Source organism: Streptomyces sp. D2-8 (assembly GCF_023184515.1).
Lineage (GTDB): Bacteria > Actinomycetota > Actinomycetes > Streptomycetales > Streptomycetaceae > Streptomyces.
Map to the genome: position 1 here is coordinate 111,940 of NZ_JAAHBP010000019.1, position 21,450 is coordinate 133,389.

Sequence of the window (21,450 nt, forward strand, 5' to 3'; positions counted from 1 at the left end):
AGATGAGCAAGATCCTGATCCGTGGTGCGAAGGTGCTCGGCGGCGAGCCGCAGGACGTGCTGATCGACGGCGGAACCATCGCCGAGGTGGGCCGCGGGCTGTCCACCGAGGGTGCCGGTCGTGCCGGAGGCGCGCAGGATGTGACCGTTGTCGAGGCCGACGGCAAGGTGCTCCTGCCGGGCCTGGTCGACCTGCACACCCATCTGCGCGAGCCCGGCCGCGAGGACTCCGAGACCGTCCTCACCGGCACCCGCGCCGCCGCCTCCGGCGGCTACACCACCGTGTTCGCCATGGCCAACACCTTCCCGGTCGCCGACACCGCCGGTGTCGTCGAGCAGGTGTGGAGGCTCGGCCAGGAGCACGGCTACTGCGACGTCCAGCCCATCGGCGCCGTCACCGTCGGCCTGGAGGGCAAGAAGCTCGCCGAGCTGGGCGCCATGCACGAGTCGGCCGCCGGCGTCACCGTCTTCTCCGACGACGGCAAGTGCGTCCACGACGCCGTGATCATGCGCCGGGCCCTGGAGTACGTGAAGGCCTTCGGCGGTGTCGTCGCGCAGCACGCGCAGGAGCCGCGGCTGACCGAGGGCGCCGAGATGAACGAGGGCATCGTCTCCGCCGAGCTGGGCCTCGGGGGCTGGCCCGCGGTGGCCGAAGAATCGATCATCGCCCGGGATGTCCTGCTCGCCGACCACGTCGGCTCGCGCGTCCACATCTGCCACCTGTCGACCGCAGGCTCCGTCGAGATCGTCCGCTGGGCCAAGTCCCGCGGCATCCAGGTCACCGCCGAGGTCACCCCGCACCACCTGCTCCTCACCGACGAGCTGGTCCGCACGTACAACCCGGTCTACAAGGTCAACCCGCCGCTGCGCACCGAGCGGGACGTCATGGCCCTGCGCGAGGCGCTCGCCGACGGCACGATCGACATCGTCGCCACCGACCACGCCCCGCACCCGCACGAGGACAAGGACTGCGAGTGGGCCGCGGCCGCCATGGGCATGGTCGGGCTGGAGACGGCACTGTCGGTGGTGCAGGAGACCATGGTCGACACGGGACTGCTGGACTGGGCCGGCGTGGCCGACCGGATGTCCGTCAGGCCCGCGCAGATCGGACAGGCCGCGGGCCACGGACGTCCCGTCTCGGCAGGTGAGCCCGCCAACCTCACCCTGGTCGACACGGCATACCGTGGGCTCGTGGAACCCGCGGGCTTCGCCTCGCGCAGCCGCAACACCCCCTACGAGGGTCGCGAGCTGCCGGGCCATGTGACGCACACGTGGCTGCGGGGCAAGGCCACGCTCGTCGACGGGAAGCTCACGTGACACCTGTACTCCTGCTGGCCGCCGAGAAGGAATCGGCGCAAGTGACCGACTGGGCCGCCCGTATCGGCTGGGTCGTCGGCCTCGCCCTGTTCGTCGCGCTCGTCTACTGGCTGATGCGCGAGGGCTGGAAGTGGCGCGGCACCCTCCAGGGCGACCTCCCCGAGCTGCCCGTCACGCCGGACGACCCGGGCCCCGCGAAGCTCTCCATGAGCGGCCGCTACCACGGCTCCACCACCGCCGGTCAGTGGCTCGACCGCATCGTCGCGCACGGCCTGGGCACCCGCAGCCGAGCCGAGCTGACCCTGACGGACACCGGCCTCGACGTCGTACGCCCCGGGGCGAGCGACTTCTTCGTCCCGGCCGCGGCGCTGCGCGAGGCCCGGCTCGACAAGGGCATCGCCGGCAAGGTGCTCACCGAGGGCGGCCTGCTCGTCGTCACCTGGGAGCACGGGGACCGGCTGATCGACTCCGGGTTCCGCTCCGACCACGCGGCCGAGCACAACGAGTGGGTCGAAGCCATCAACTCCATGATCGAAACGAACACCAGGGAAGGCGTCGAACGATGACCACCTCCAAGCAGGGGAACTCCTCGAAGAGGAAAGGTGCGTCTCCCGCCGTACTCGTCCTGGAGGACGGCCGGATCTTCCGCGGCCGTGCCTACGGGGCCGTGGGGGAGACCTTCGGCGAAGCGGTGTTCTCCACCGGCATGACCGGCTACCAGGAGACCCTGACCGACCCCTCGTACCACCGCCAGGTCGTGGTGATGACCGCCCCGCACGTCGGCAACACCGGCGTGAACGACGAGGACATGGAGTCCAGGAAGATCTGGGTCTCCGGCTACGTCGTGCGCGACCCCGCGCGCGTGCCGTCCAGCTGGCGCTCCCGCCGCACGCTGGACGAGGAGCTGGACGCCCAGGGCGTCGTCGGCATCAGCGGCATCGACACCCGCGCCCTCACCCGCCATCTGCGCGAGCGCGGCGCCATGCGCGTCGGCATCTTCAGCGGGGACGCGGTCCGGGAGGACTCGGCGCTCCTCGCACGCGTGCAGGAAGCCCCGCAGATGAAGGGCGCGAACCTCTCCGCCGAGGTCGCCACCACCGAGCCGTACGTCGTCCCGGCCATCGGCGAGAAGAAGTTCACCGTCGCCGCCGTCGACCTCGGCATCAAGGGCATGACCCCGCACCGCATGGCCGAGCGCGGCATCGAGGTGCACGTGCTCCCGGCGACCGCGACCGTCGAGGACGTCTACGCGGTGAACCCGGACGGCGTCTTCTTCTCCAACGGCCCGGGCGACCCGGCCACCGCCGACCACCCCGTCTCCGTGATGCGGGGCGTCCTGGAGCGCGGCACGCCGCTCTTCGGCATCTGCTTCGGCAACCAGATCCTGGGCCGCGCGCTCGGCTTCGGCACCTTCAAGCTGAAGTACGGCCACCGCGGCATCAACCAGCCGGTGCAGGACCGCACGACCGGCAAGGTCGAGGTCACCGCGCACAACCACGGCTTCGCCGTCGACGCCCCGCTCGACCAGGTCTCCGAGACCCCGTTCGGCCGCGCCGAGGTGTCCCACGTCTGCCTGAACGACAACGTGGTGGAGGGGCTGCAGCTCCTCGACCGCCCCGCCTTCAGCGTCCAGTACCACCCCGAAGCGGCAGCCGGCCCGCACGACGCCGCCTACCTGTTCGACCGCTTCGTATCCCTGATGGAGGGCCAGCGTGCCTAAGCGCACCGATATCCAGTCCGTCCTGGTCATCGGCTCCGGCCCGATCGTCATCGGCCAGGCCGCCGAGTTCGACTACTCCGGTACCCAGGCGTGCCGCGTCCTCAAGGCCGAGGGCCTGCGGGTCGTCCTGGTGAACTCCAACCCGGCGACGATCATGACCGACCCGGAGATCGCCGACGCCACCTACGTCGAGCCGATCACCCCCGAGTTCGTCGAGAAGATCATCGCCAAGGAGCGCCCCGACGCGCTGCTGCCCACGCTGGGCGGCCAGACGGCCCTCAACACGGCCATCTCGCTGCACGAGGCGGGCACGCTGGAGAAGTACGGAGTCGAGCTGATCGGCGCCAACGTCGAGGCCATCAACAAGGGCGAGGACCGCGACCTCTTCAAGGAGGTCGTCGAGGCCGTCCGCGCGAAGATCGGGCACGGCGAGTCCGCCCGGTCCTACATCTGCCACTCCATGGACGACGTCCTCAAGGGCGTCGAGCAGCTCGGCGGCTACCCCGTCGTCGTCCGCCCCTCCTTCACCATGGGCGGCGCCGGCTCCGGCTTCGCCCACGACGAGGAGGAGCTGCGCCGGATCGCCGGGCAGGGCCTCACGCTCTCGCCGACCACCGAGGTGCTCCTGGAGGAGTCCATCCTCGGCTGGAAGGAGTACGAGCTGGAGCTGATGCGCGACAAGCACGACAACGTCGTGGTCGTCTGCTCCATCGAGAACTTCGACCCCATGGGCGTGCACACCGGCGACTCGATCACCGTCGCGCCCGCGATGACGCTCACCGACCGCGAGTACCAGACCCTGCGCGACATCGGCATCGCCGTCATCCGCGAGGTCGGCGTCGACACCGGCGGCTGCAACATCCAGTTCGCGGTGAACCCCGAGGACGGCCGCGTCATCGTCATCGAGATGAACCCGCGCGTGTCGCGCTCCTCGGCGCTCGCCTCCAAGGCGACCGGCTTCCCGATCGCCAAGATCGCCGCCAAGCTCGCCGTCGGCTACACGCTGGACGAGATCCCGAACGACATCACGCAGGAGACCCCGGCCTCCTTCGAGCCCACCCTCGACTACGTCGTGGTCAAGGCCCCGCGGTTCGCCTTCGAGAAGTTCCCGAGCGCGGACTCCACCCTCACCACCACCATGAAGTCGGTCGGCGAGGCCATGGCCATCGGCCGCAACTTCACCGAGGCCTTCCAGAAGGCGCTGCGCTCGCTGGAGAAGAAGGGCAGCCAGTTCACCTTCGTCGGCGAGCCCGGCGACAAGGACGAGCTGCTGCGCGAGTCCGTCCGCCCCACCGACGGCCGCATCAACACCGTCATGCAGGCCATCCGGGCGGGCGCCACGCCCGAGGAGATCTTCGCGTACACGAAGATCGACCCCTGGTTCGTCGACCAGCTCTTCCTGATCAAGGAGATCGCCGACGAGCTCGCGGCCGCGGCCGAGCTCACGCCCGACCTGCTCGCCGAGGCCAAGCGGCACGGCTTCTCCGACACGCAGATCGGCGACATCCGCGGCCTGCGCGAGGACGTCGTCCGCGAGGTCCGGCACGCGCTCGGCGTCCGCCCGGTCTACAAGACGGTCGACACCTGCGCCGCCGAGTTCGCCGCGAAGACGCCGTACTTCTACTCCTCCTACGACGAGGAGACGGAGGTCGCCTCCCGCGAGAAGCCCGCCGTCATCATCCTGGGCTCCGGCCCGAACCGCATCGGCCAGGGCATCGAGTTCGACTACTCCTGCGTCCACGCCTCCTTCGCCCTGAGCGACGCGGGCTACGAGACCGTGATGGTCAACTGCAACCCGGAGACCGTGTCCACGGACTACGACACCTCCGACCGCCTGTACTTCGAGCCGCTGACGCTGGAAGACGTGCTGGAGATCGTGCACGCCGAGCAGCAGGCAGGACCGGTCGCGGGCGTCATCGTGCAGCTCGGCGGCCAGACCCCGCTGGGCCTGTCGCAGGCGCTCAAGGACAACGGCGTGCCGATCGTCGGCACCTCCCCGGAGGCCATCCACGCCGCCGAGGACCGGGGCGCCTTCGGCCGGGTCCTCAAGGAGGCCGGCCTCCCGGCCCCCAAGCACGGCACCGCCACGACCTTCGCCGAGGCCAAGGCCATCGCCGACGAGATCGGCTACCCGGTCCTGGTGCGTCCCTCGTACGTCCTCGGCGGGCGCGGCATGGAGATCGTCTACGACGAGACCCGGCTGGAGTCCTACATCGCCGAATCGACCGAGATCAGCCCCTCGCGGCCGGTCCTGGTCGACCGGTTCCTCGACGACGCGATCGAGATCGACGTCGACGCCCTCTACGACGGCGAGGAGCTCTACCTCGGCGGCGTCATGGAGCACATCGAGGAGGCCGGCATCCACTCCGGCGACTCGGCGTGCGCCCTGCCCCCGATCACGCTCGGCGGCTTCGACATCAAGCGCCTTCGCGCCTCGACGGAGGGCATCGCCAAGGGCGTCGGGGTACGCGGCCTGATCAACATCCAGTTCGCGCTCGCGGGCGACATCCTCTACGTGCTGGAGGCCAACCCGCGCGCCTCGCGCACCGTCCCCTTCACCTCGAAGGCGACGGCGGTGCCGCTGGCCAAGGCGGCCGCCCGGATCTCGCTGGGCGCGACCATCGCCGAGCTGCGCGCCGAGGGCCTGCTGCCGGCCACCGGCGACGGCGGTGAGCTGCCGCTGGACGCGCCGATCTCCGTCAAGGAGGCCGTCATGCCGTGGTCGCGCTTCCGCGACATCCACGGCCGCGGCGTCGACACGGTCCTCGGCCCGGAGATGCGCTCCACGGGCGAGGTCATGGGCATCGACTCCGTCTTCGGCACGGCGTACGCCAAGTCGCAGGCGGGTGCCTACGGCCCGCTGCCCACCAAGGGCCGCGCGTTCATCTCGGTCGCCAACCGCGACAAGCGTTCGATGATCTTCCCGGCCCGCGAGCTGGTCGCGCACGGCTTCGAGCTGCTCGCCACCTCCGGCACGGCCGAGGTCCTCAAGCGCAACGGCATCAACGCCACCGTCGTGCGCAAGCAGTCCGAGGGCACCGGTCCGAACGGCGAGAAGACCATCGTCCAGCTCATCCACGACGGCGAGGTCGACCTCATCGTCAACACCCCGTACGGCACGGGCGGCCGCCTCGACGGCTACGACATCCGTACGGCGGCCGTGGCACGCTCCGTGCCCTGCCTGACGACGGTCCAGGCACTCGCGGCGGCGGTCCAGGGCATCGACGCCCTCAACCGCGGCGACGTGAGCGTCCGATCGCTCCAGGAACACGCGGAACACCTGACCAAGGCCCGCGACTAGCAGCCCCGAGGGGGACACCGGAAACGGTGTCCCCCTCTTCGTGAGGACGCCATGTCTTCGTGAGGACACCATGTACAAGATCTTCTTCCGTCTCGTCTTCAAGCGGCTGGACCCGGAGCAGGCCCACCACCTGGCCTTCCGCTGGATCCGCCTGGCCGCCCGCGTGCCCGTGCTGCGCACCTTCCTCGCGGCCGCCCTCGCGCCCCGCCACAAGGAGCTGCGCACCGAGGCCCTCGGGCTGCGCATGCACGGCCCCTTCGGGCTCGCCGCGGGCTTCGACAAGAACGCCGTCGGCATCGACGGCATGGCCATGCTCGGCTTCGACCACGTCGAGATCGGCACGGTGACCGGCGAGCCCCAGCCCGGCAACCCCAAGCAGCGGCTGTTCCGCCTGGTCAAGGACCGGGCGCTGATCAACCGCATGGGCTTCAACAACGACGGCTCCCTCCGCGTCGCCGCCCGCCTGGCCTCCCGCACGCCCGTCTTCAAGCCGGTCGTCGGCGTGAACATCGGCAAGACCAAGGTCGTACCGGAGGAGGAGGCCGTCGCGGACTACGTGAAGTCCGCCGAGCGGCTCGCGCCGTACGCCGACTACCTGGTCGTGAACGTCTCCTCGCCGAACACGCCCGGGCTGCGCAACCTCCAGGCCACGGAGGCCCTGCGCCCCCTGCTGAGCGCCGTCCGCGAGGCCGCGGACCGCACGGTGTCCGCGCGGCGCGTCCCGCTCCTGGTCAAGATCGCGCCGGACCTCGCGGACGAGGACGTCGACGCCGTCGCCGACCTCGCCGTGGAACTCGGCCTGGACGGGATCATCGCCACGAACACCACCATCGCGCGCGACGGACTCGGCCTGAAGTCCGACCCCTCCCTGGTCAAGGAGACCGGCGGCCTGTCCGGGGCGCCCCTGAAGGATCGCTCCCTGGAGGTCCTGCGGCGCCTCTACGCGCGCGTGGGCGACCGGATCACCCTGGTGGGCGTCGGGGGCATCGAGAACGCCGAGGACGCCTGGCAGCGCATCCTGGCCGGTGCCACGCTGGTCCAGGGCTACAGCGCCTTCATCTACGAGGGGCCCTTCTGGGGCCGCGCGATCCACAAGGGGCTCGCCGCACGCCTGGCCACGAGCCCCTACGCCACGCTCGCCGACGCGGTGGGCGCCGACGTGAGGAAGACGGCATGAGTGGTCTCGAACCCTTCGGCGCGCGCCTGCGCCGGGCCATGGACGAGCGCGGCCCGCTGTGCGTCGGCATCGACCCGCACGCCTCCCTGCTCGCCGAGTGGGGCCTGAACGACGACGTGGCGGGCCTGGAGCGGTTCAGCCGCACGGTCGTCGAGGCGGTGGCCGACCGGGTCGCCGTGCTCAAGCCGCAGAGCGCGTTCTTCGAGCGCTTCGGCTCGCGCGGGCTGGCCGTCCTGGAGACGTCGGTGGCCGAGGCGCGGGCGGCGGGCGCGCTGGTCGTGATGGACGCCAAGCGCGGCGACATCGGCTCCACCATGGCCGCGTACGCCGAGTCCTTCCTGCACAAGGACGCGCCGCTGTTCTCCGACGCCCTGACGGTCTCGCCGTACCTCGGCTACGGGTCGCTCAGCCCGGCCGTCGCGCTGGCCCGGGAGAGCGGCGCGGGACTGTTCGTGCTGGCGCTCACCTCCAACCCGGAGGGCGGCGAGGTCCAGCACGCCGTACGGTCCGACGGCCGGAACGTCGGAGCGACGATGCTCGCGCACCTGGCCGCCGAGAACGCGGGGGAGGAGCCCCTGGGATCCTTCGGCGCGGTCGTCGGCGCCACCCTCGGTGATCTGTCGACGTACGACCTGGACATCAACGGCCCGCTCCTCGCGCCCGGTATCGGCGCCCAGGGCGCCACGCCGGCCGATCTTCCCGCGGTCTTCGGGGCGGCGGTGCGCAACGTCGTGCCGAACGTCAGCCGGGGAGTGCTACGCCACGGTCCCGACGCGGTCGCTCTGCGTGACGCGGCGGAGCGTTTCGCGGAGGAGATCCGTCACGCCGTGACGTCCTCGTGAGGCGGTCCAGACCTTCTGGTGAGACCTCCGATGAGTGGTCCGGGGTCCGCTTGAGTCTGAATACATCCTCAAATCCAGGGCAGTATGTCCTAAATGTCCGTTCAGATGAAGGCTGACCAGGACTTTTCCGCTGTTCTCGCTGACTCTGGCGGACTTGCCCGCTAGTCTCCGACGAGAGTCAACGGGCAAGCGTGTTGCTCGTGGCTCCCCAGGTGTGGGGCGACTAGGTTCCTCACCGGTCCGTATCCGACAGTTCGACATCCGAGGTGACGTAGGCGTGGCTCTTCCGCCCCTTACCCCTGAACAGCGCGCAGCCGCGCTCGAAAAGGCCGCCGCGGCTCGCCGGGAGCGGGCCGAGGTCAAGAATCGACTCAAGCACTCCGGCGCCTCCCTTCACGAGGTCATCAAGCAGGGCCAGGAGAACGACGTCATCGGCAAGATGAAGGTCTCCGCCCTCCTCGAGTCGCTGCCGGGCGTGGGCAAGGTCCGCGCCAAGCAGATCATGGAGCGACTCGGCATCTCCGAGAGCCGCCGCGTGCGGGGCCTCGGTTCCAACCAGATCGCCTCCCTGGAGCGCGAGTTCGGCAGCACCGGCTCCTGAACCGGGCAGTCCGGGGAAGCGAGTCCCGGGCACTCCGGTATTGCTGGATAATCGCTGCATGGCTGCAACACCCCGGGGGACGTCCCCCGTACCCCCGGACGTACGTCCGCGGCTGACCGTGCTCTCCGGCCCCTCCGGGGTCGGCAAGAGCACGGTCGTCGCCCATATGCGCAAGGAACACCCCGAGGTCTGGCTCTCCGTGTCGGCGACGACACGCAAGCCCCGGCCCGGCGAGAAGCACGGCGTCCACTACTTCTTCGTCTCCGACGACGAGATGGACAAGCTGATCGCCAACGGGGAACTGCTGGAGTGGGCCGAGTTCGCCGGCAACCGCTACGGCACGCCGCGTGCGGCCGTGCAGGAGCGTCTGGAGAACGGCGAACCCGTGCTCCTCGAGATCGACCTGCAGGGCGCTCGCCTGGTCCGGGAGTCGATGCCCGAGGCCCAGCTGGTGTTCCTGGCCCCTCCCTCCTGGGAGGAGCTCGTGCGCCGACTCACCGGGCGGGGTACCGAACCCCCCGAGGTGATCGAGCGCCGGCTCGACGCGGCGAAGATCGAACTCGCGGCCGAGCCGGAGTTCGACACCACCCTGGTCAACACCTCCGTCGAGGACGTAGCGCGCGAGCTGCTAGCCTTGACGGACGTCGTGTGACCATCGCTGATCGTTCCGGTCGGCTGATCACCCCGACAAATTCTTTCCCATCCATCGGAAGGTAGAGCGTGTCCTCTTCCATCTCCGCGCCCGAGGGCATCATCAACCCGCCGATCGACGAGCTCCTCGAGGCCACCGACTCGAAGTACAGCCTCGTGATCTACGCGGCCAAGCGTGCCCGTCAGATCAACGCGTACTACTCGCAGCTCGGCGAGGGTCTCCTCGAGTACGTCGGTCCGCTCGTCGACACCCACGTCCACGAGAAGCCGCTCTCGATCTCCCTGCGCGAGATCAACGCGGGGCTCCTGACGTCCGAGGCCGTCGAGGGCCCGGCGCAGTAAGTAGGATTTACAGCTTGACGCTGACTTATCCACAGGCCCGGCAGGCCGACTGCCGGGCCTGTGGTGTGTCATGGAGTCGTACGGTGTGCCGGTTGCCGAGGTCCGGGGAGAGACGTGGACAAGCCGAAGGTCGTTCTGGGGGTCAGCGGGGGCATCGCCGCGTACAAGGCCTGTGAGCTGCTGCGGCGGCTGACGGAGTCGGGGCACGAGGTGCGCGTGGTGCCCACCGCCTCCGCGCTGCACTTCGTCGGCGCCGCCACCTGGTCCGCGCTCTCCGGCAACCCGGTCTCCACCGAGGTGTGGGACGACGTGCACGAGGTCCCGCACGTCCGCATCGGGCAGCACGCCGACCTGGTCGTCGTCGCCCCCGCCACCGCCGACCTGCTCGCCAAGGCGGCCCACGGCCTCGCCGACGATCTCCTCACCAACACGCTGCTCACCGCCCGCTGCCCGGTCGTCTTCGCCCCCGCCATGCACACCGAGATGTGGGAGCACCCGGCCACCCAGGAGAACGTGGCGACGCTGCGCCGCCGCGGTGCCCTCGTCATCGAGCCGGCCGTGGGCCGCCTCACCGGCGTCGACACCGGCAAGGGCCGGCTCCCCGACCCGGGCGAGATCTTCGAGGTCTGCCGCCGTGTGCTGGCCCGGGGCGTCACCGAGCCGGACCTCGAGGGCCGGCATGTCGTCGTCAGCGCCGGCGGCACCCGCGAGCCCCTCGACCCCGTCCGCTTCCTCGGCAACCGCTCCTCCGGCAAGCAGGGCTACGCCCTGGCCCGCACCGCCGCCGCCCGCGGCGCCCGTGTCACGCTGATCGCGGCCAACAGCACCCTGCCGGCCCCGGCGGGCGTCGACATCGTCCCGGTCGGCACCGCCGTGCAGCTGCGCGAGGCGGTGCTGCGGGCCGCCCCTGACGCCGACGCTGTGGTGATGGCGGCCGCGGTGGCGGACTTCCGCCCGGCGGCGTACGCGGCGGGGAAGATCAAGAAGAAGGACGGCCAGGAACCGGAGCCCATCATTCTGGTGCGGAATCCGGACATCCTCGCGGAGATCTCCGCCGACCGGGCCCGCGCCGGACAGGTGATCGTCGGCTTCGCCGCGGAGACGGACGACGTCCTCGCCAACGGCCGCGCCAAGCTCAAGCGCAAGGGCTGCGATCTGCTGGTCGTGAACGAGGTGGGGGAGCGCAAGACCTTCGGTTCCGAGGAGAACGAGGCGGTCGTACTCGGCGCCGACGGCAGCGAGACCGCGGTGGCGCACGGCCCCAAGGAGGCCCTGGCCGAAACCGTGTGGGATCTGGTGGCCGAGCGCCTGCGCTGAAGTCTGGAGTCTCCTCGTACCCCTCGAAAAGCGGGCGGATCGGGGCGTGGCGCCTCTGGCCAACGTCGCTCGGCATTGGGCAGAATGCCCGTGCCGCAGGTCACAGCACTCCCGAGTGGCGAGACAGGGGGGCCGTGGCCGAAGCGTGACCCGTAAACTGTTCCACGGACGGCGCCGGGTGCAGCCCCCGCCGTCCGCCAATGATCAGCCAGCAGCCGCTGCAACCTCAGGGAGCGTTGTGTCCCGTCGCCTTTTCACCTCGGAGTCCGTGACCGAGGGTCACCCCGACAAGATCGCTGACCAGATCAGCGACACCATTCTCGACGCGCTCCTGCGCGAGGACCCGTCCTCCCGGGTCGCCGTCGAGACCCTGATCACGACCGGCCTGGTGCACGTGGCCGGCGAGGTCACGACCAAGACGTACGCGGACATCGCGACGCTGGTCCGGAACAAGATCCTCGAAATCGGCTACGACTCCTCGAAGAAGGGCTTCGACGGCGCCTCCTGCGGCGTGTCGGTGTCGATCGGCGCGCAGTCCCCGGACATCGCCCAGGGCGTGGACACGGCGTACGAGACCCGTGTCGAGGGCGACGACGACGAGCTCGACAAGCAGGGCGCCGGCGACCAGGGCCTGATGTTCGGCTACGCGACGGACGAGACGCCGACGCTCATGCCGCTGCCGATCTTCCTGGCCCACCGCCTGTCGAAGCGCCTGTCCGACGTGCGCAAGAACGGCACCATCCCCTACCTGCGCCCGGACGGCAAGACGCAGGTCACCATCGAGTACGACGGCGACAAGGCGGTCCGCCTGGACACCGTGGTCGTCTCCTCCCAGCACGCCTCCGACATCGACCTGGACTCGCTCCTGGCTCCGGACATCAAGGAGTTCGTCGTCGAGCCGGAGCTGAAGGCGCTCCTGGACGAGGGCATCAAGCTCGACACGGAGAACTACCGCCTCCTGGTCAACCCCACCGGCCGCTTCGAGATCGGCGGCCCGATGGGCGACGCCGGCCTGACCGGCCGCAAGATCATCATCGACACCTACGGCGGCATGGCCCGTCACGGCGGCGGTGCCTTCTCCGGCAAGGACCCGTCCAAGGTCGACCGCTCCGCGGCGTACGCGATGCGCTGGGTCGCGAAGAACGTGGTCGCCGCGGGTCTCGCCACCCGCTGCGAGGTCCAGGTCGCCTACGCGATCGGCAAGGCCGAGCCGGTGGGTCTGTTCGTCGAGACCTTCGGCACCGCCAAGATCGACACGGAGAAGATCGAGAAGGCGATCGACGAGGTCTTCGACCTCCGCCCGGCCGCGATCATCCGCGACCTCGACCTGCTCCGCCCGATCTACGCCCAGACCGCGGCGTACGGCCACTTCGGTCGCGAGCTTCCCGAGTTCACGTGGGAGCGCACGGACCGCGTGGACGCGCTGCGCAAGGCCGCGGGGCAGTAAGCCCCGCCCCCCAGGGCAACCGCGTGAGGCCCGGCTCCCTCGGGGAGCCGGGCCTCACCGTGTCCCCGGAGTCCTCCCGGGCGCCGTCGGTTGTCAGTGGGATTTGGTAAGAATGCAAGCGTGAGCAGCGAGAACGAACAGGCGGGCGGCGGGGCGGAGGGTGCGCCGCCCGAGCAGCTCGCGCTCATCCGGGACAGCGTGCGCAAGGCCAAGACGCCCCGCGCCAAGCCGCGCACCTGGCGGGGGGCCGCGCTCGCCAAGGAGCTCCCCGTCGCGCGCGTCCTCGTCGACAAGGGCGTGCTCCATCTCGACCGGTACTTCGACTACGCCGTGCCCGAGGAACTGGACGCGGACGCCCAGCCGGGCGTGCGGGTGCGGGTGCGGTTCGGGGCCGGGCGGCATCGCGTGCGGGAGGGGCGGCGCGAGGGCGGCGGGCTGATCGACGGGTTCCTCGTCGAGCGGCTGGCCGCGTCCGACTACTCCGGACCGCTGGCCGCCCTCGCCCAGGTCGTGTCGCCCGAGCAGGTGCTCAGCGAGGAGTTGCTGGGGCTGGCCCGGGCGGTCGCCGACCGGTACGCGGGCAGCCTCGCCGACGTCCTGCAGCTCGCCGTGCCGCCGCGCAACGCACGAGCCGAGCAGCGGCTCTCACCCGACCCGCTGCCACCGCCCCCGGCGCCCGAGCCGGGATCCTGGCAGCGGTACGAGCGGGGAGCGGCCTTCCTGGAGTCGCTGGCCTCCGGCGGAGCGCCCCGGGCCGTGTGGAACGCGCTGCCGGGGCCGCAGTGGAGCGAGGAGCTGGCCCGGGCCGTCGCCGCGACGCTGGCCTCCGGGCGCGGGGCGCTCGCGGTCCTGCCCGACGGGCGGGCGGTCGCGCGGGTCGACGCCGCCCTGACCTCGCTGCTGGGAAAGGCGCGGCACGCGGTGCTCACCGCCGACGCCGGCCCCGAGAAGCGGTACGCGCAGTGGCTCGCGGTGCGGCGCGGCTCCGTACGGGCCGTGATCGGGACCAGGGCCGCGATGTTCGCACCGGTCCAGGACCTCGGCCTGGTCGCCCTCTGGGACGACGGCGACGACAGCCACAGCGAGCAGCACGCCCCGCAGCCCCACGCCCGCGAGGTGCTCCTGCTGCGGGCCGCCCAGGACAAGTGCGGCTTCCTGCTGGGGAGCTGGGGCTGCACGGTGGAGGCAGCGCAGCTCGTCGAGAGCGGCTGGGCGCGACCGCTCGTCGCCGACCGGGACCAGGTGCGGGGAACCGCTCCGCTCGTACGGACCGTCGGGGACCAGGATCTCGCCCGGGACGAGGCCGCCCGCGCCGCCCGGCTGCCGAGCCTCGCCTGGCAGGCCGTCAGGGACGGCCTGCGGCACGGCCCGGTGCTGGTGCAGGTACCCCGCAGGGGATACGTGCCGCGCATGGCGTGTGCCAACTGCCGGGCGCCCGCGCGCTGCCGGCACTGCTCGGGGCCGCTGGAGGCGCCGGACGGCGGCGCCCTGAACTGCGGGTGGTGCGGGCGTGAGGAGAGCGGCTGGCACTGCCCGGACTGCGGCTCCTTCCGCCTGCGCGCCTCGGTCGTGGGGGCGCGGCGGACGGCCGAGGAACTCGGACGGGCCTTCCCTGCCGTACCGGTACGCACTTCGGGGCGGGAACACGTGCTGGACACGGTGCCGGGGACGCCCGCGCTGGTCGTGAGCACGCCCGGAGCCGAGCCCGTCGCCGAGGACGGGTACGCGGCGGCGCTGCTGCTGGACGGATGGGCCATGCTCGGGCGGCCCGATCTGAGGGCCGGGGAGGACGCGTTGCGGCGGTGGATCGCGGCCGCGTCCCTCGTCCGGCCGCAGTCGTCCGGCGGCACGGTGGTGGTCGTGGCCGAGCCCACGCTGCGGCCCGTGCAGGCGCTGGTCCGGTGGGACCCGGTCGGTCACGCCGTGCGGGAACTCGCCGAGCGGGCCGAGCTGGGATTCCCGCCGGTGTCGCGGATGGCGGCCGTGTCGGGCCCGGCGGAGGCGGTGGCCGACTTCCTCCGTGCGGCCGAACTGCCGCCCGAGGCCGAGGTGCTGGGGCCGGTGCCGTTGCCCGTCCCCGCCGCCGGGCGGCCTCGGCGGGCGGGGGCGCCGCCGCCCGGGGAGCAGTGGGAGCGGGCGTTGCTGCGGGTGCCGCCGGGGAGGGGGGCCGCGCTGGCCGCCGCACTCAAGGCAGCGCAGGCTGCCCGGATGGCGCGGGGGAGTGGAAGCGGCGTCGGTGTGTGGGTGCGGGTCGATCCGCCCGACATCGGGTGAACCGTGGCCGGTGACAGCGGGCGCCGGCTGGAGGGTGGGGCATCGCCCGGATACGCGGCTGCCCTCCCGGAGTGGTTCCGAGAGGGCAGAGCAGAGGGTGCGTCAGCCGTTGCGCGGGCCGGGGAAGGCCGTGGGCCTTGCCTCCTCGCGGAGCGCGGGGCTGCCGGCCGTCGGCTGCGTGGGCATGGAGCGGGCTGCGGGAACCGTCGGAACGGTCGGCAGACCGGTGGTCACGTTGACCGGGCGGCCGACCGTCGGCTCCGGAGTGCGCTCCGGCTCGGTTGTGGCCGTCTGGGCCGCGGCGCGGCGGGCGCCGTAACGGCGGTGGACCGCTTGCTTGGTGACTCCGAGTGCGGAGCCCACCGCGTCCCACGAGAAGCCGAGTGAGCGGTCGAAGTCCACGGCCGCCGTGACCAGGGTCTCGACACTGTCCCGCAGCTCCTGGGCCAGACGTACGGTCGGGGCGGGGGCGCGTCCGTAGACGACGAAGCCCGTGGAGGGGCCGGAGCGGCGCGGGCGGTAGACGTTGCCCAGCTGGGCGGTGAGGGTGCGCAGTGCGTCCACCTGCCGGCGGACCCGCTCGATGTCCCGCACCAGCAAGTGCAGGCTGGCCCGAGCCTGGGCGTCGTGGGTTGCGTGGTCGGCCATGAACAAGCCTCTCGAACCGGCGTTGAAAGGAATGGGCCGCGATCGCGGCCCGTTGTGGTCAACTCTGTCTTGACCAACGCGGATCCGCTCCGCGGGTCACGGTGTGGGGGCGCGGGGGCATATGCGTGCGCCCGTTTGCGCGGGGTGTGCGCCTCGGCGTTCGGCCTGTTGCGTGAGTCTCCCACTCGCGCACCGCCCGACGCGGTTGGCCGAGAGGCTGAGCTCTCCCGTGGGGGCTGGGCGCCGTCGGCGGCTTTCCCGCCCGGGGCTTCTAGACTTGTGTGCTGCTCGTCTTCCACCCCAGCCCGAGAGGCCCCCACCACCCCATGAAGCTCGTCTTCGCCGGTACACCCGAGGTCGCCGTTCCCGCTCTGGACGCTCTGCTCGCCTCCGGGCGGCACGAGGTGGCCGCCGTCGTCACGCGGCCCGACGCGCCGGCCGGGCGGGGGCGCAGGCTCGTCGCGTCGCCCGTCGCCGAACGGGCGGAGGAGGCCGGGATCGAGGTGCTGAAGCCCGCGAAGCCGAAGGACCCCGAGTTCCTGGAGCGGCTGCGGGAGATCGGGCCGGACTGCTGCCCCGTCGTCGCCTACGGAGCGCTGCTGCCCCGGGTGGCCCTCGACATCCCCGCGCACGGCTGGGTCAATCTGCACTTCTCCCTGCTGCCGGCCTGGCGCGGTGCCGCGCCCGTGCAGCACGCCATCATGGCCGGCGACGAGATCACCGGGGCGTCGACCTTCCTGATCGAGGAGGGGCTCGACTCCGGGCCCGTCTACGGGACGGTGACCGAGGAGATCCGGGCCACCGACACCAGCGGGGACCTGCTGACGCGGCTGGCCTTCGCCGGTTCAGGGCTGCTCGCGGCGACCATGGACGGGATCGAGGACGGCACCCTGAAGGCCGTACCGCAGCCGGCCGAGGGGATCAGCCTCGCCCCGAAGGTCAACGTCGAGGACGCGCACCTGGACTGGAGCGCGCCCGCGCTGCGTGTCGACCGGATGGTGCGGGGCTGCACCCCGGCTCCTGGCGCCTGGACCATGTTCCGCGGTGAACGGCTCAAGCTCATCCAGGTCACCCCCGTGCCCGACCGGACGGACCTCGCCCCGGGGCAGATCGCCGCCGGGAAGAACAACGTGTACGCCGGCACCGGCTCGTACGGTGTCGAGCTGCTGTGGGTGCAGGCCCAGGGCAAGAAGCCGATGCGGGCGGCGGACTGGGCGCGCGGGGTGCGGATCGGCGAGGGCGAGCGGCTGGGAGGCTGACGCCGGCGCGGGGCCGGCGACACGGCTCGCTGCCCCGCTGCCGGTTCCCCCCTGCCCCCGGCGGCGTAGGCTGGTCGGCGCACTTCATCTCATACCCGGAGCACCTTTTTCGTGAGCGAACAGCCCCGTCGAGCCCGCACGTCAGGCAAGCCCTACCGCCGGCCCAAGAAGGACCCCGTCCGCATCCTCGCCTTCGAGGCCCTGAGGGCCGTGGACGAGCGGGACGCCTACGCCAATCTCGTTCTGCCGCCCCTGTTGCGCAAAGCGCGGGAGAAGGAGGGACCCGAGACGTTCGACGCCCGGGACGCGGCGCTCGCCACCGAGCTGGTGTACGGAACGCTGCGGCGGCAGGGGACGTACGACGCGATCCTGTCGTCCTGTGTGGACCGGCCACTCGGCGAGGTCGACCCGCCCGTGCTGGACGTGCTGAGCCTCGGCGCGCATCAGCTGCTCGGCACGCGGATCCCGACGCACGCGGCCGTGTCCGCGACCGTCGAGCTCGCGCGGGTCGTGCTCGGCGACGGGCGGGCCAAGTTCGTCAACGCCGTGCTCCGCAAGGTCGCGCAGGACGATCTGGACGGCTGGCTGGAGCGGGTCGCGCCGCCCTACGACGAGGATCCCGAGGACCACCTCGCCGTCGTCCACTCGCATCCGCGGTGGGTCGTCTCCGCGCTGTGGGACTCCCTGGGCGGCGGGCGCGACGGTGTCGAGGAACTGCTGCGCGCCGACAACGAGCGGCCCGAGGTGACCCTCGTGGCACGGCCCGGGCGGGCCACCGTGGAGGAACTGCTCGACGAGGACGCCGCGGTACAGGGGCGCTGGTCGCCCTATGCCGTCCGGCTGACCGAGGGCGGGGAGCCGGGCGCCATCGCGGCCGTGCGGGACGGGCGTGCGGGCGTGCAGGACGAGGGCAGCCAGCTCGTGGCGATCGCCCTCGCCCACGCGCCCCTGGACGGGCCCGACCGGCGGTGGCTGGACGGGTGCGCGGGGCCCGGCGGCAAGGCGGCGCTGCTCGGCGCGCTGGCCGCCGAGCGGGGCGCCCTGCTGGTCGCCTCCGAGAAGCAGACCCATCGCGCCGGCCTCGTCGCGAAGGCGCTGGCCGGGAATCCCGGGCCGTATCAGGTGATCGCCGCGGACGGGACGCGCCCGGCGTGGCGGCCCGGCAGCTTCGACCGGGTGCTGGTCGACGTGCCGTGCACCGGCCTCGGTGCCCTGCGCCGCCGCCCCGAGGCGCGCTGGCGGCGCCGGCCGGAGGACCTGGAGGGCTTCGCGCCGCTGCAGCGCGGGCTGCTGCGGACCGCCCTGGAGTCGGTGCGGGTCGGCGGTGTCGTGGGCTACGCGACCTGCTCGCCGCACCTCGCCGAGACCCGGGCCGTCGTCGCCGACACGCTCAAGCAGCACCCGGACACGGAGCTCGTGGACGCCCGTCCGCTGCTGCCCGGTGTACCGGACCTGGGCGAGGGCCCCGACGTGCAGCTGTGGCCGCATCTGCACGGAACCGACGCGATGTACCTGGCGCTCATTCGCCGGACCGGCTGACCCCCGCCCCGACACTCTCCCGAGCCGCACCGCCGTCCTCCCGCGCCAGCCGGTGCGGCCACCACACCTTGGGCCCCACGTCGAGGAACAGAGCGGTCACGAGGACCGAGCGCACGATGAACGTGTCGATGAGGACGCCGAGGGCGACCGTGAAGCCGATCTCGGCGAAGGCGACCATCGGGAGGGTGCCGAGGGCGGCGAAGGTGCCGGCCAGGACCAGGCCGGCGGAGGTGATGACCGCTCCGGTGGCGGCGAGGCCCGTGACCACGCCCGCTCTGGTGCCCTGGCGGGTCGCCTCCTCACGGATCCGGGTGGTCAGGAAGATGTTGTAGTCGATGCCCAGGGCGACCAGGAACACGAAGACGAACAGAGGGAAGTCGGTCGTCTCCCCCGCGTAGTCGAAGACGTACCGGAACGCGAGCGCGCTGATGCCGAGCGCCGCCGCGAACGACAGGATCACCGTGCCGATCAGCAGCAGCGGGGCGATCAGGGCGCGCAGCAGCACGCAGAGGATCATCAGGACGACCACCAGCACCAGCGGGATGATCAGCATGTTGTCGTGCGTGGTCGCCTTGTCCATGTCCAGCAGGGCCGCCGTACCGCCGCCGACCTTGGCGTCGGCGTCCGGCACCGCGTGCACGGCGTCCCGCACCCGCTCGACCGTCTGTTTGGCGGCCTCGCTGTCCGCCGGGGCGGTCATGGTGGCCTCGAAGAGGACCTTGCCCTCGAAGGCCGGTTTGGTGCCGGGCGGCAGACCGAGGGACTGGGGGACCACGCCCTGCGTTCCGGCGACCGCGCGGCCCACCTGCACGGCCTGCGCCTGGTTGCTGACGATGACCAGGGGGTCGCCGCTGCCCGCCGGGAAGTAGCGCGCCGACACCTCCTGCCCGGCGATCGAGTCCGGTTTCCCGGTGAACGCGTCCGCGTTGCCGATGCCCTCCGCGCGCAGCTGGATCAGGCCCAGCGAGCAGACCGCCAGCGCGAGCGCCGTCGCGGCCCAGACCATCCGCGGCCGGTGCGCGATACGACGGCCCGTGCGGGCCCAGATCCCGTGCTCGGTCGGGTCGGGCGTGCCGTAGTGCGGGACCACCGGCCAGAAGATCCAACGGCCGAAGATCACCAGCAGGGCAGGGAACAGGCTCATCATCGCCACGAGGGCGACGGCCACGCCGATCGCGGCCACCGGGCCCAGGCCGCTCGTGGAGTTCATCTCCGCGGCCAGCAGCACCAGCATGCTCAGCACGACCGTCGCGCCGGAGGCGATCACGGCGGGGCCGGCCCGGTGCAGCGCCAGGGCCATCGCCTCGTGCCGGTCCTCGTGCCGGCGCAGTTCCTCCCGGTAGCGGGCCACCAGCAGCAGGGCGTAGTCCGTCCCCGCCCCGAAGACCAGCACGGTGAGGATGCCGGCGCTCTGGCCGTTGACCGTCAGGCCCCCGTGCTCGGCCAGCAGGTAGATCAGCGCCTGGGCGGCGAACAGCGCGCAGACGACCGCGACCAGGGGGACCAGCAACAGCGTCAGGCTGCGGTAGGTGATGAGCAGCATGACGATGACGACGGCCATCGCCGAGAACAGCAGGGTCGAGTCGATGCCCTCGAAGGCCTCCGCGAAGTCCGCCGAGGTGCCGCCCGGGCCCGTGATGTGCACGGCCAGCCCGTCGCCGCCCGTACCGACGTCGTCCCGGATGGAGTCCACCGCTGGCGAGATCCGCTCCCAGCCCTCCTCGTCCATCAGGATCGGCACGAACACCTGCGCCGCCCGCGGATCGGTCGGCCGGTCGAACACCGGCCCCCGTGTCCGGTCACCGATGATGCCGTGGTCACGCAGCTGCTTCAGCTGCCGCACGTCCTCGGCGATCTCCGCCCGGTCCTGCGCCGTCAGGCCGCTCTCCCGCGCGTAGACCACCACCGCCGGGATCTGCTCCGGCCGGAAGTCCTCGGAGATCTGCAGCACCTGCGTCGACTCCGCGGACCCCGGAAGCCACGACGCGGCGTCGTTGTCCTGCGCGTCGGTGAGCTTCATGGCCAACGGCGCGGCGAGGAACAGCACGACCACCCAGAAGACCAGCACGAGCCACTTGGCCCGCCGCCCGCAGACGAGATGTCCCACGCCCTGCTTCATGACATCCCCCTCCACGGAAGCGCCCCCTCGGGGGCGCGGGGCGGTGACACAGGCGGCCCCGCCGCGTGGGCGCGGCCGGCCACCGAGGGCCCGCGGACAACAGACCACCCGGGACCGATGCCCACAACCCCCGGAGGGCATGGCAGTCTTAGGGCATGGCCGCGCAGATCAACCCCAGCATCTTGTCCGCAGATTTCGCCCGCCTCGCGGACGAGGCGAAGGCCGTGGAAGGAGCCGACTGGCTCCACGTCGACGTCATGGACAACCATTTCGTCCCGAACCTCACGCTCGGTGTGCCGGTCGTGGAGTCGCTCGCCCGTGCGACGGACACTCCGCTGGACTGTCATCTGATGATCGAGGCCCCCGATCGGTGGGCGCCCCAGTACGTGGAAGCGGGGGCCGGTTCCGTCACCTTCCACGTCGAGGCCGCCGCCGCCCCGGTCCGGCTCGCCCGGGAGATCCGCGCCAAGGGCGCCCGCGCCTCCATGGCGCTGAAGCCCGCGACTCCCATCGAGCCGTACGAGGACCTGCTCCCCGAACTCGACATGCTGCTGATCATGACGGTCGAACCGGGCTTCGGGGGACAGGCCTTTCTCGACATCATGCTTCCGAAGATTCGCCGCACCCGCGAGTTGATCAGCAAGCACGGACTGGAGCTCTGGCTCCAGGTCGACGGCGGAGTTTCCGCGTCCACCATCGAGCGGTGCGCCGACGCCGGAGCCGACGTCTTCGTGGCCGGATCGGCGGTCTACGGGGCAAACGACCCGGCAGAGGCGGTACGTGCACTACGCACGCAGGCGGAGGCGGCGACCGCGAAGGCCTCCTGGGCCTGCGACCACTGAGCCACAGCAAAGTGAACGGCTCTCATCAGGGCTGATCAACCGCGCCACATCTGCA

At 71.7% G+C, this 21,450-nt stretch carries 17 protein-coding genes; 15 read left to right on the forward strand and 2 right to left on the reverse strand.

Annotation, left to right across the window (positions count from 1 at the left end; genetic code table 11):
- The first annotated feature begins 2 nt into the window (after positions 1–2).
- From G3I77_RS28860 to G3I77_RS28915, 12 genes are all read left to right on the forward strand, one after another.
- Positions 3–1,316, forward strand: coding sequence for a dihydroorotase (locus G3I77_RS28860; protein ID WP_248508236.1), 1,314 nt, complete (start codon positions 3–5; stop codon positions 1,314–1,316).
- Positions 1,313–1,882: a hypothetical protein gene (locus G3I77_RS28865; RefSeq protein ID WP_248508237.1), complete on the forward strand. Its 570-nt coding sequence runs from the start codon at positions 1,313–1,315 to the stop codon at positions 1,880–1,882. Before G3I77_RS28860 ends, G3I77_RS28865 begins: the two co-directional genes overlap by 4 nt.
- A complete protein-coding gene (gene carA, locus G3I77_RS28870; protein ID WP_248508238.1) occupies positions 1,879–3,036 on the forward strand; it encodes a glutamine-hydrolyzing carbamoyl-phosphate synthase small subunit in 1,158 nt (385 codons plus the stop codon). The genes G3I77_RS28865 and carA overlap by 4 nt, the downstream gene beginning before the upstream one ends.
- Positions 3,029–6,337: a carbamoyl-phosphate synthase large subunit gene (gene carB, locus G3I77_RS28875; RefSeq protein WP_248508239.1), complete on the forward strand. Its 3,309-nt coding sequence runs from the start codon at positions 3,029–3,031 to the stop codon at positions 6,335–6,337. The genes carA and carB overlap by 8 nt, the downstream gene beginning before the upstream one ends.
- Positions 6,338–6,407: 70 nt before the next feature.
- On the forward strand, positions 6,408–7,514 hold the full coding sequence (locus G3I77_RS28880; RefSeq protein WP_248508240.1) for a quinone-dependent dihydroorotate dehydrogenase: 1,107 nt from the start codon (positions 6,408–6,410) through the stop codon (positions 7,512–7,514).
- Positions 7,511–8,356, forward strand: coding sequence for an orotidine-5'-phosphate decarboxylase (gene pyrF, locus G3I77_RS28885; RefSeq protein WP_248508241.1), 846 nt, complete (start codon positions 7,511–7,513; stop codon positions 8,354–8,356). Before G3I77_RS28880 ends, pyrF begins: the two co-directional genes overlap by 4 nt.
- A gap of 277 nt (positions 8,357–8,633) precedes the next feature.
- The gene (locus G3I77_RS28890) at positions 8,634–8,957 is read left to right on the forward strand and encodes an integration host factor (protein ID WP_003977346.1); all 324 of its coding nucleotides are present in this window, start codon (positions 8,634–8,636) and stop codon (positions 8,955–8,957) included.
- A gap of 58 nt (positions 8,958–9,015) precedes the next feature.
- Complete coding sequence (gene gmk, locus G3I77_RS28895) at positions 9,016–9,609, forward strand: guanylate kinase (protein WP_248508242.1); 594 nt, start codon at positions 9,016–9,018, stop codon at positions 9,607–9,609.
- Between the two features lie 68 nt (positions 9,610–9,677).
- Entirely contained in the window at positions 9,678–9,950 is a 273-nt protein-coding gene (rpoZ, locus tag G3I77_RS28900; RefSeq protein WP_030247008.1) for a DNA-directed RNA polymerase subunit omega, read from the forward strand.
- 114 nt (positions 9,951–10,064) lie between these two features.
- Positions 10,065–11,267 (forward strand): bifunctional phosphopantothenoylcysteine decarboxylase/phosphopantothenate--cysteine ligase CoaBC, encoded by a 1,203-nt coding sequence (coaBC, locus tag G3I77_RS28905; protein WP_248508243.1) that lies wholly within the window; start codon positions 10,065–10,067, stop codon positions 11,265–11,267.
- 238 nt (positions 11,268–11,505) lie between these two features.
- Complete coding sequence (gene metK / locus G3I77_RS28910) at positions 11,506–12,714, forward strand: methionine adenosyltransferase (protein WP_248508244.1); 1,209 nt, start codon at positions 11,506–11,508, stop codon at positions 12,712–12,714.
- A 120-nt stretch (positions 12,715–12,834) separates the two neighbouring features.
- Positions 12,835–14,988: a primosomal protein N' gene (locus tag G3I77_RS28915; RefSeq protein WP_248508245.1), complete on the forward strand. Its 2,154-nt coding sequence runs from the start codon at positions 12,835–12,837 to the stop codon at positions 14,986–14,988.
- A gap of 102 nt (positions 14,989–15,090) precedes the next feature.
- Here the strand turns inward: G3I77_RS28915 and G3I77_RS28920 are convergent, their stop codons facing one another.
- Positions 15,091–15,636, reverse strand: a complete 546-nt coding sequence (locus G3I77_RS28920; RefSeq protein WP_248508246.1) for a hypothetical protein — start codon at positions 15,634–15,636, stop codon at positions 15,091–15,093.
- Between the two features lie 326 nt (positions 15,637–15,962).
- On the opposite strand from G3I77_RS28920, the gene fmt reads away from it, so the two are divergent.
- Positions 15,963–16,895 carry a methionyl-tRNA formyltransferase gene (fmt, locus tag G3I77_RS28925; RefSeq protein ID WP_248508247.1) on the forward strand — a complete coding sequence of 311 codons (933 nt, stop codon included), beginning with the start codon at positions 15,963–15,965 and terminating at the stop codon, positions 16,893–16,895.
- A gap of 111 nt (positions 16,896–17,006) precedes the next feature.
- Positions 17,007–18,434 carry a transcription antitermination factor NusB gene (locus G3I77_RS28930; protein WP_248508248.1) on the forward strand — a complete coding sequence of 476 codons (1,428 nt, stop codon included), beginning with the start codon at positions 17,007–17,009 and terminating at the stop codon, positions 18,432–18,434.
- On the opposite strand, the gene G3I77_RS28935 is transcribed toward G3I77_RS28930, so the two are convergent.
- Positions 18,415–20,553 carry an MMPL family transporter gene (locus G3I77_RS28935; RefSeq protein ID WP_248508249.1) on the reverse strand — a complete coding sequence of 713 codons (2,139 nt, stop codon included), beginning with the start codon at positions 20,551–20,553 and terminating at the stop codon, positions 18,415–18,417. The two genes, G3I77_RS28930 and G3I77_RS28935, sit on opposite strands and share 20 nt — an antisense overlap.
- Before the next feature lie 155 nt (positions 20,554–20,708).
- Here G3I77_RS28935 and rpe point away from each other — a divergent pair, with 155 nt between their 5' ends.
- Positions 20,709–21,395 carry a ribulose-phosphate 3-epimerase gene (gene rpe, locus G3I77_RS28940; protein WP_031138926.1) on the forward strand — a complete coding sequence of 229 codons (687 nt, stop codon included), beginning with the start codon at positions 20,709–20,711 and terminating at the stop codon, positions 21,393–21,395.
- Positions 21,396–21,450 lie beyond the last annotated feature (55 nt).

Bases quoted from the DNA above. Each gene is read 5' to 3' on its own strand.
- G3I77_RS28860 (WP_248508236.1), top strand. From the start codon at position 3: ATGAGCAAGATCCTGATCCGTGGTGCGAAGGTGCTCGGCGGCGAGCCG.
- carA (WP_248508238.1), top strand. From the start codon at position 1,879: ATGACCACCTCCAAGCAGGGGAACTCCTCGAAGAGGAAAGGTGCGTCT.
- G3I77_RS28880 (WP_248508240.1), top strand. From the start codon at position 6,408: ATGTACAAGATCTTCTTCCGTCTCGTCTTCAAGCGGCTGGACCCGGAG.
- pyrF (WP_248508241.1), top strand. From the start codon at position 7,511: ATGAGTGGTCTCGAACCCTTCGGCGCGCGCCTGCGCCGGGCCATGGAC.
- gmk (WP_248508242.1), top strand. From the start codon at position 9,016: ATGGCTGCAACACCCCGGGGGACGTCCCCCGTACCCCCGGACGTACGT.
- G3I77_RS28920 (WP_248508246.1), bottom strand. From the start codon at position 15,636: ATGGCCGACCACGCAACCCACGACGCCCAGGCTCGGGCCAGCCTGCAC.
- fmt (WP_248508247.1), top strand. From the start codon at position 15,963: ATGAAGCTCGTCTTCGCCGGTACACCCGAGGTCGCCGTTCCCGCTCTG.
- G3I77_RS28935 (WP_248508249.1), bottom strand. From the start codon at position 20,553: ATGAAGCAGGGCGTGGGACATCTCGTCTGCGGGCGGCGGGCCAAGTGG.
- rpe (WP_031138926.1), top strand. From the start codon at position 20,709: ATGGCCGCGCAGATCAACCCCAGCATCTTGTCCGCAGATTTCGCCCGC.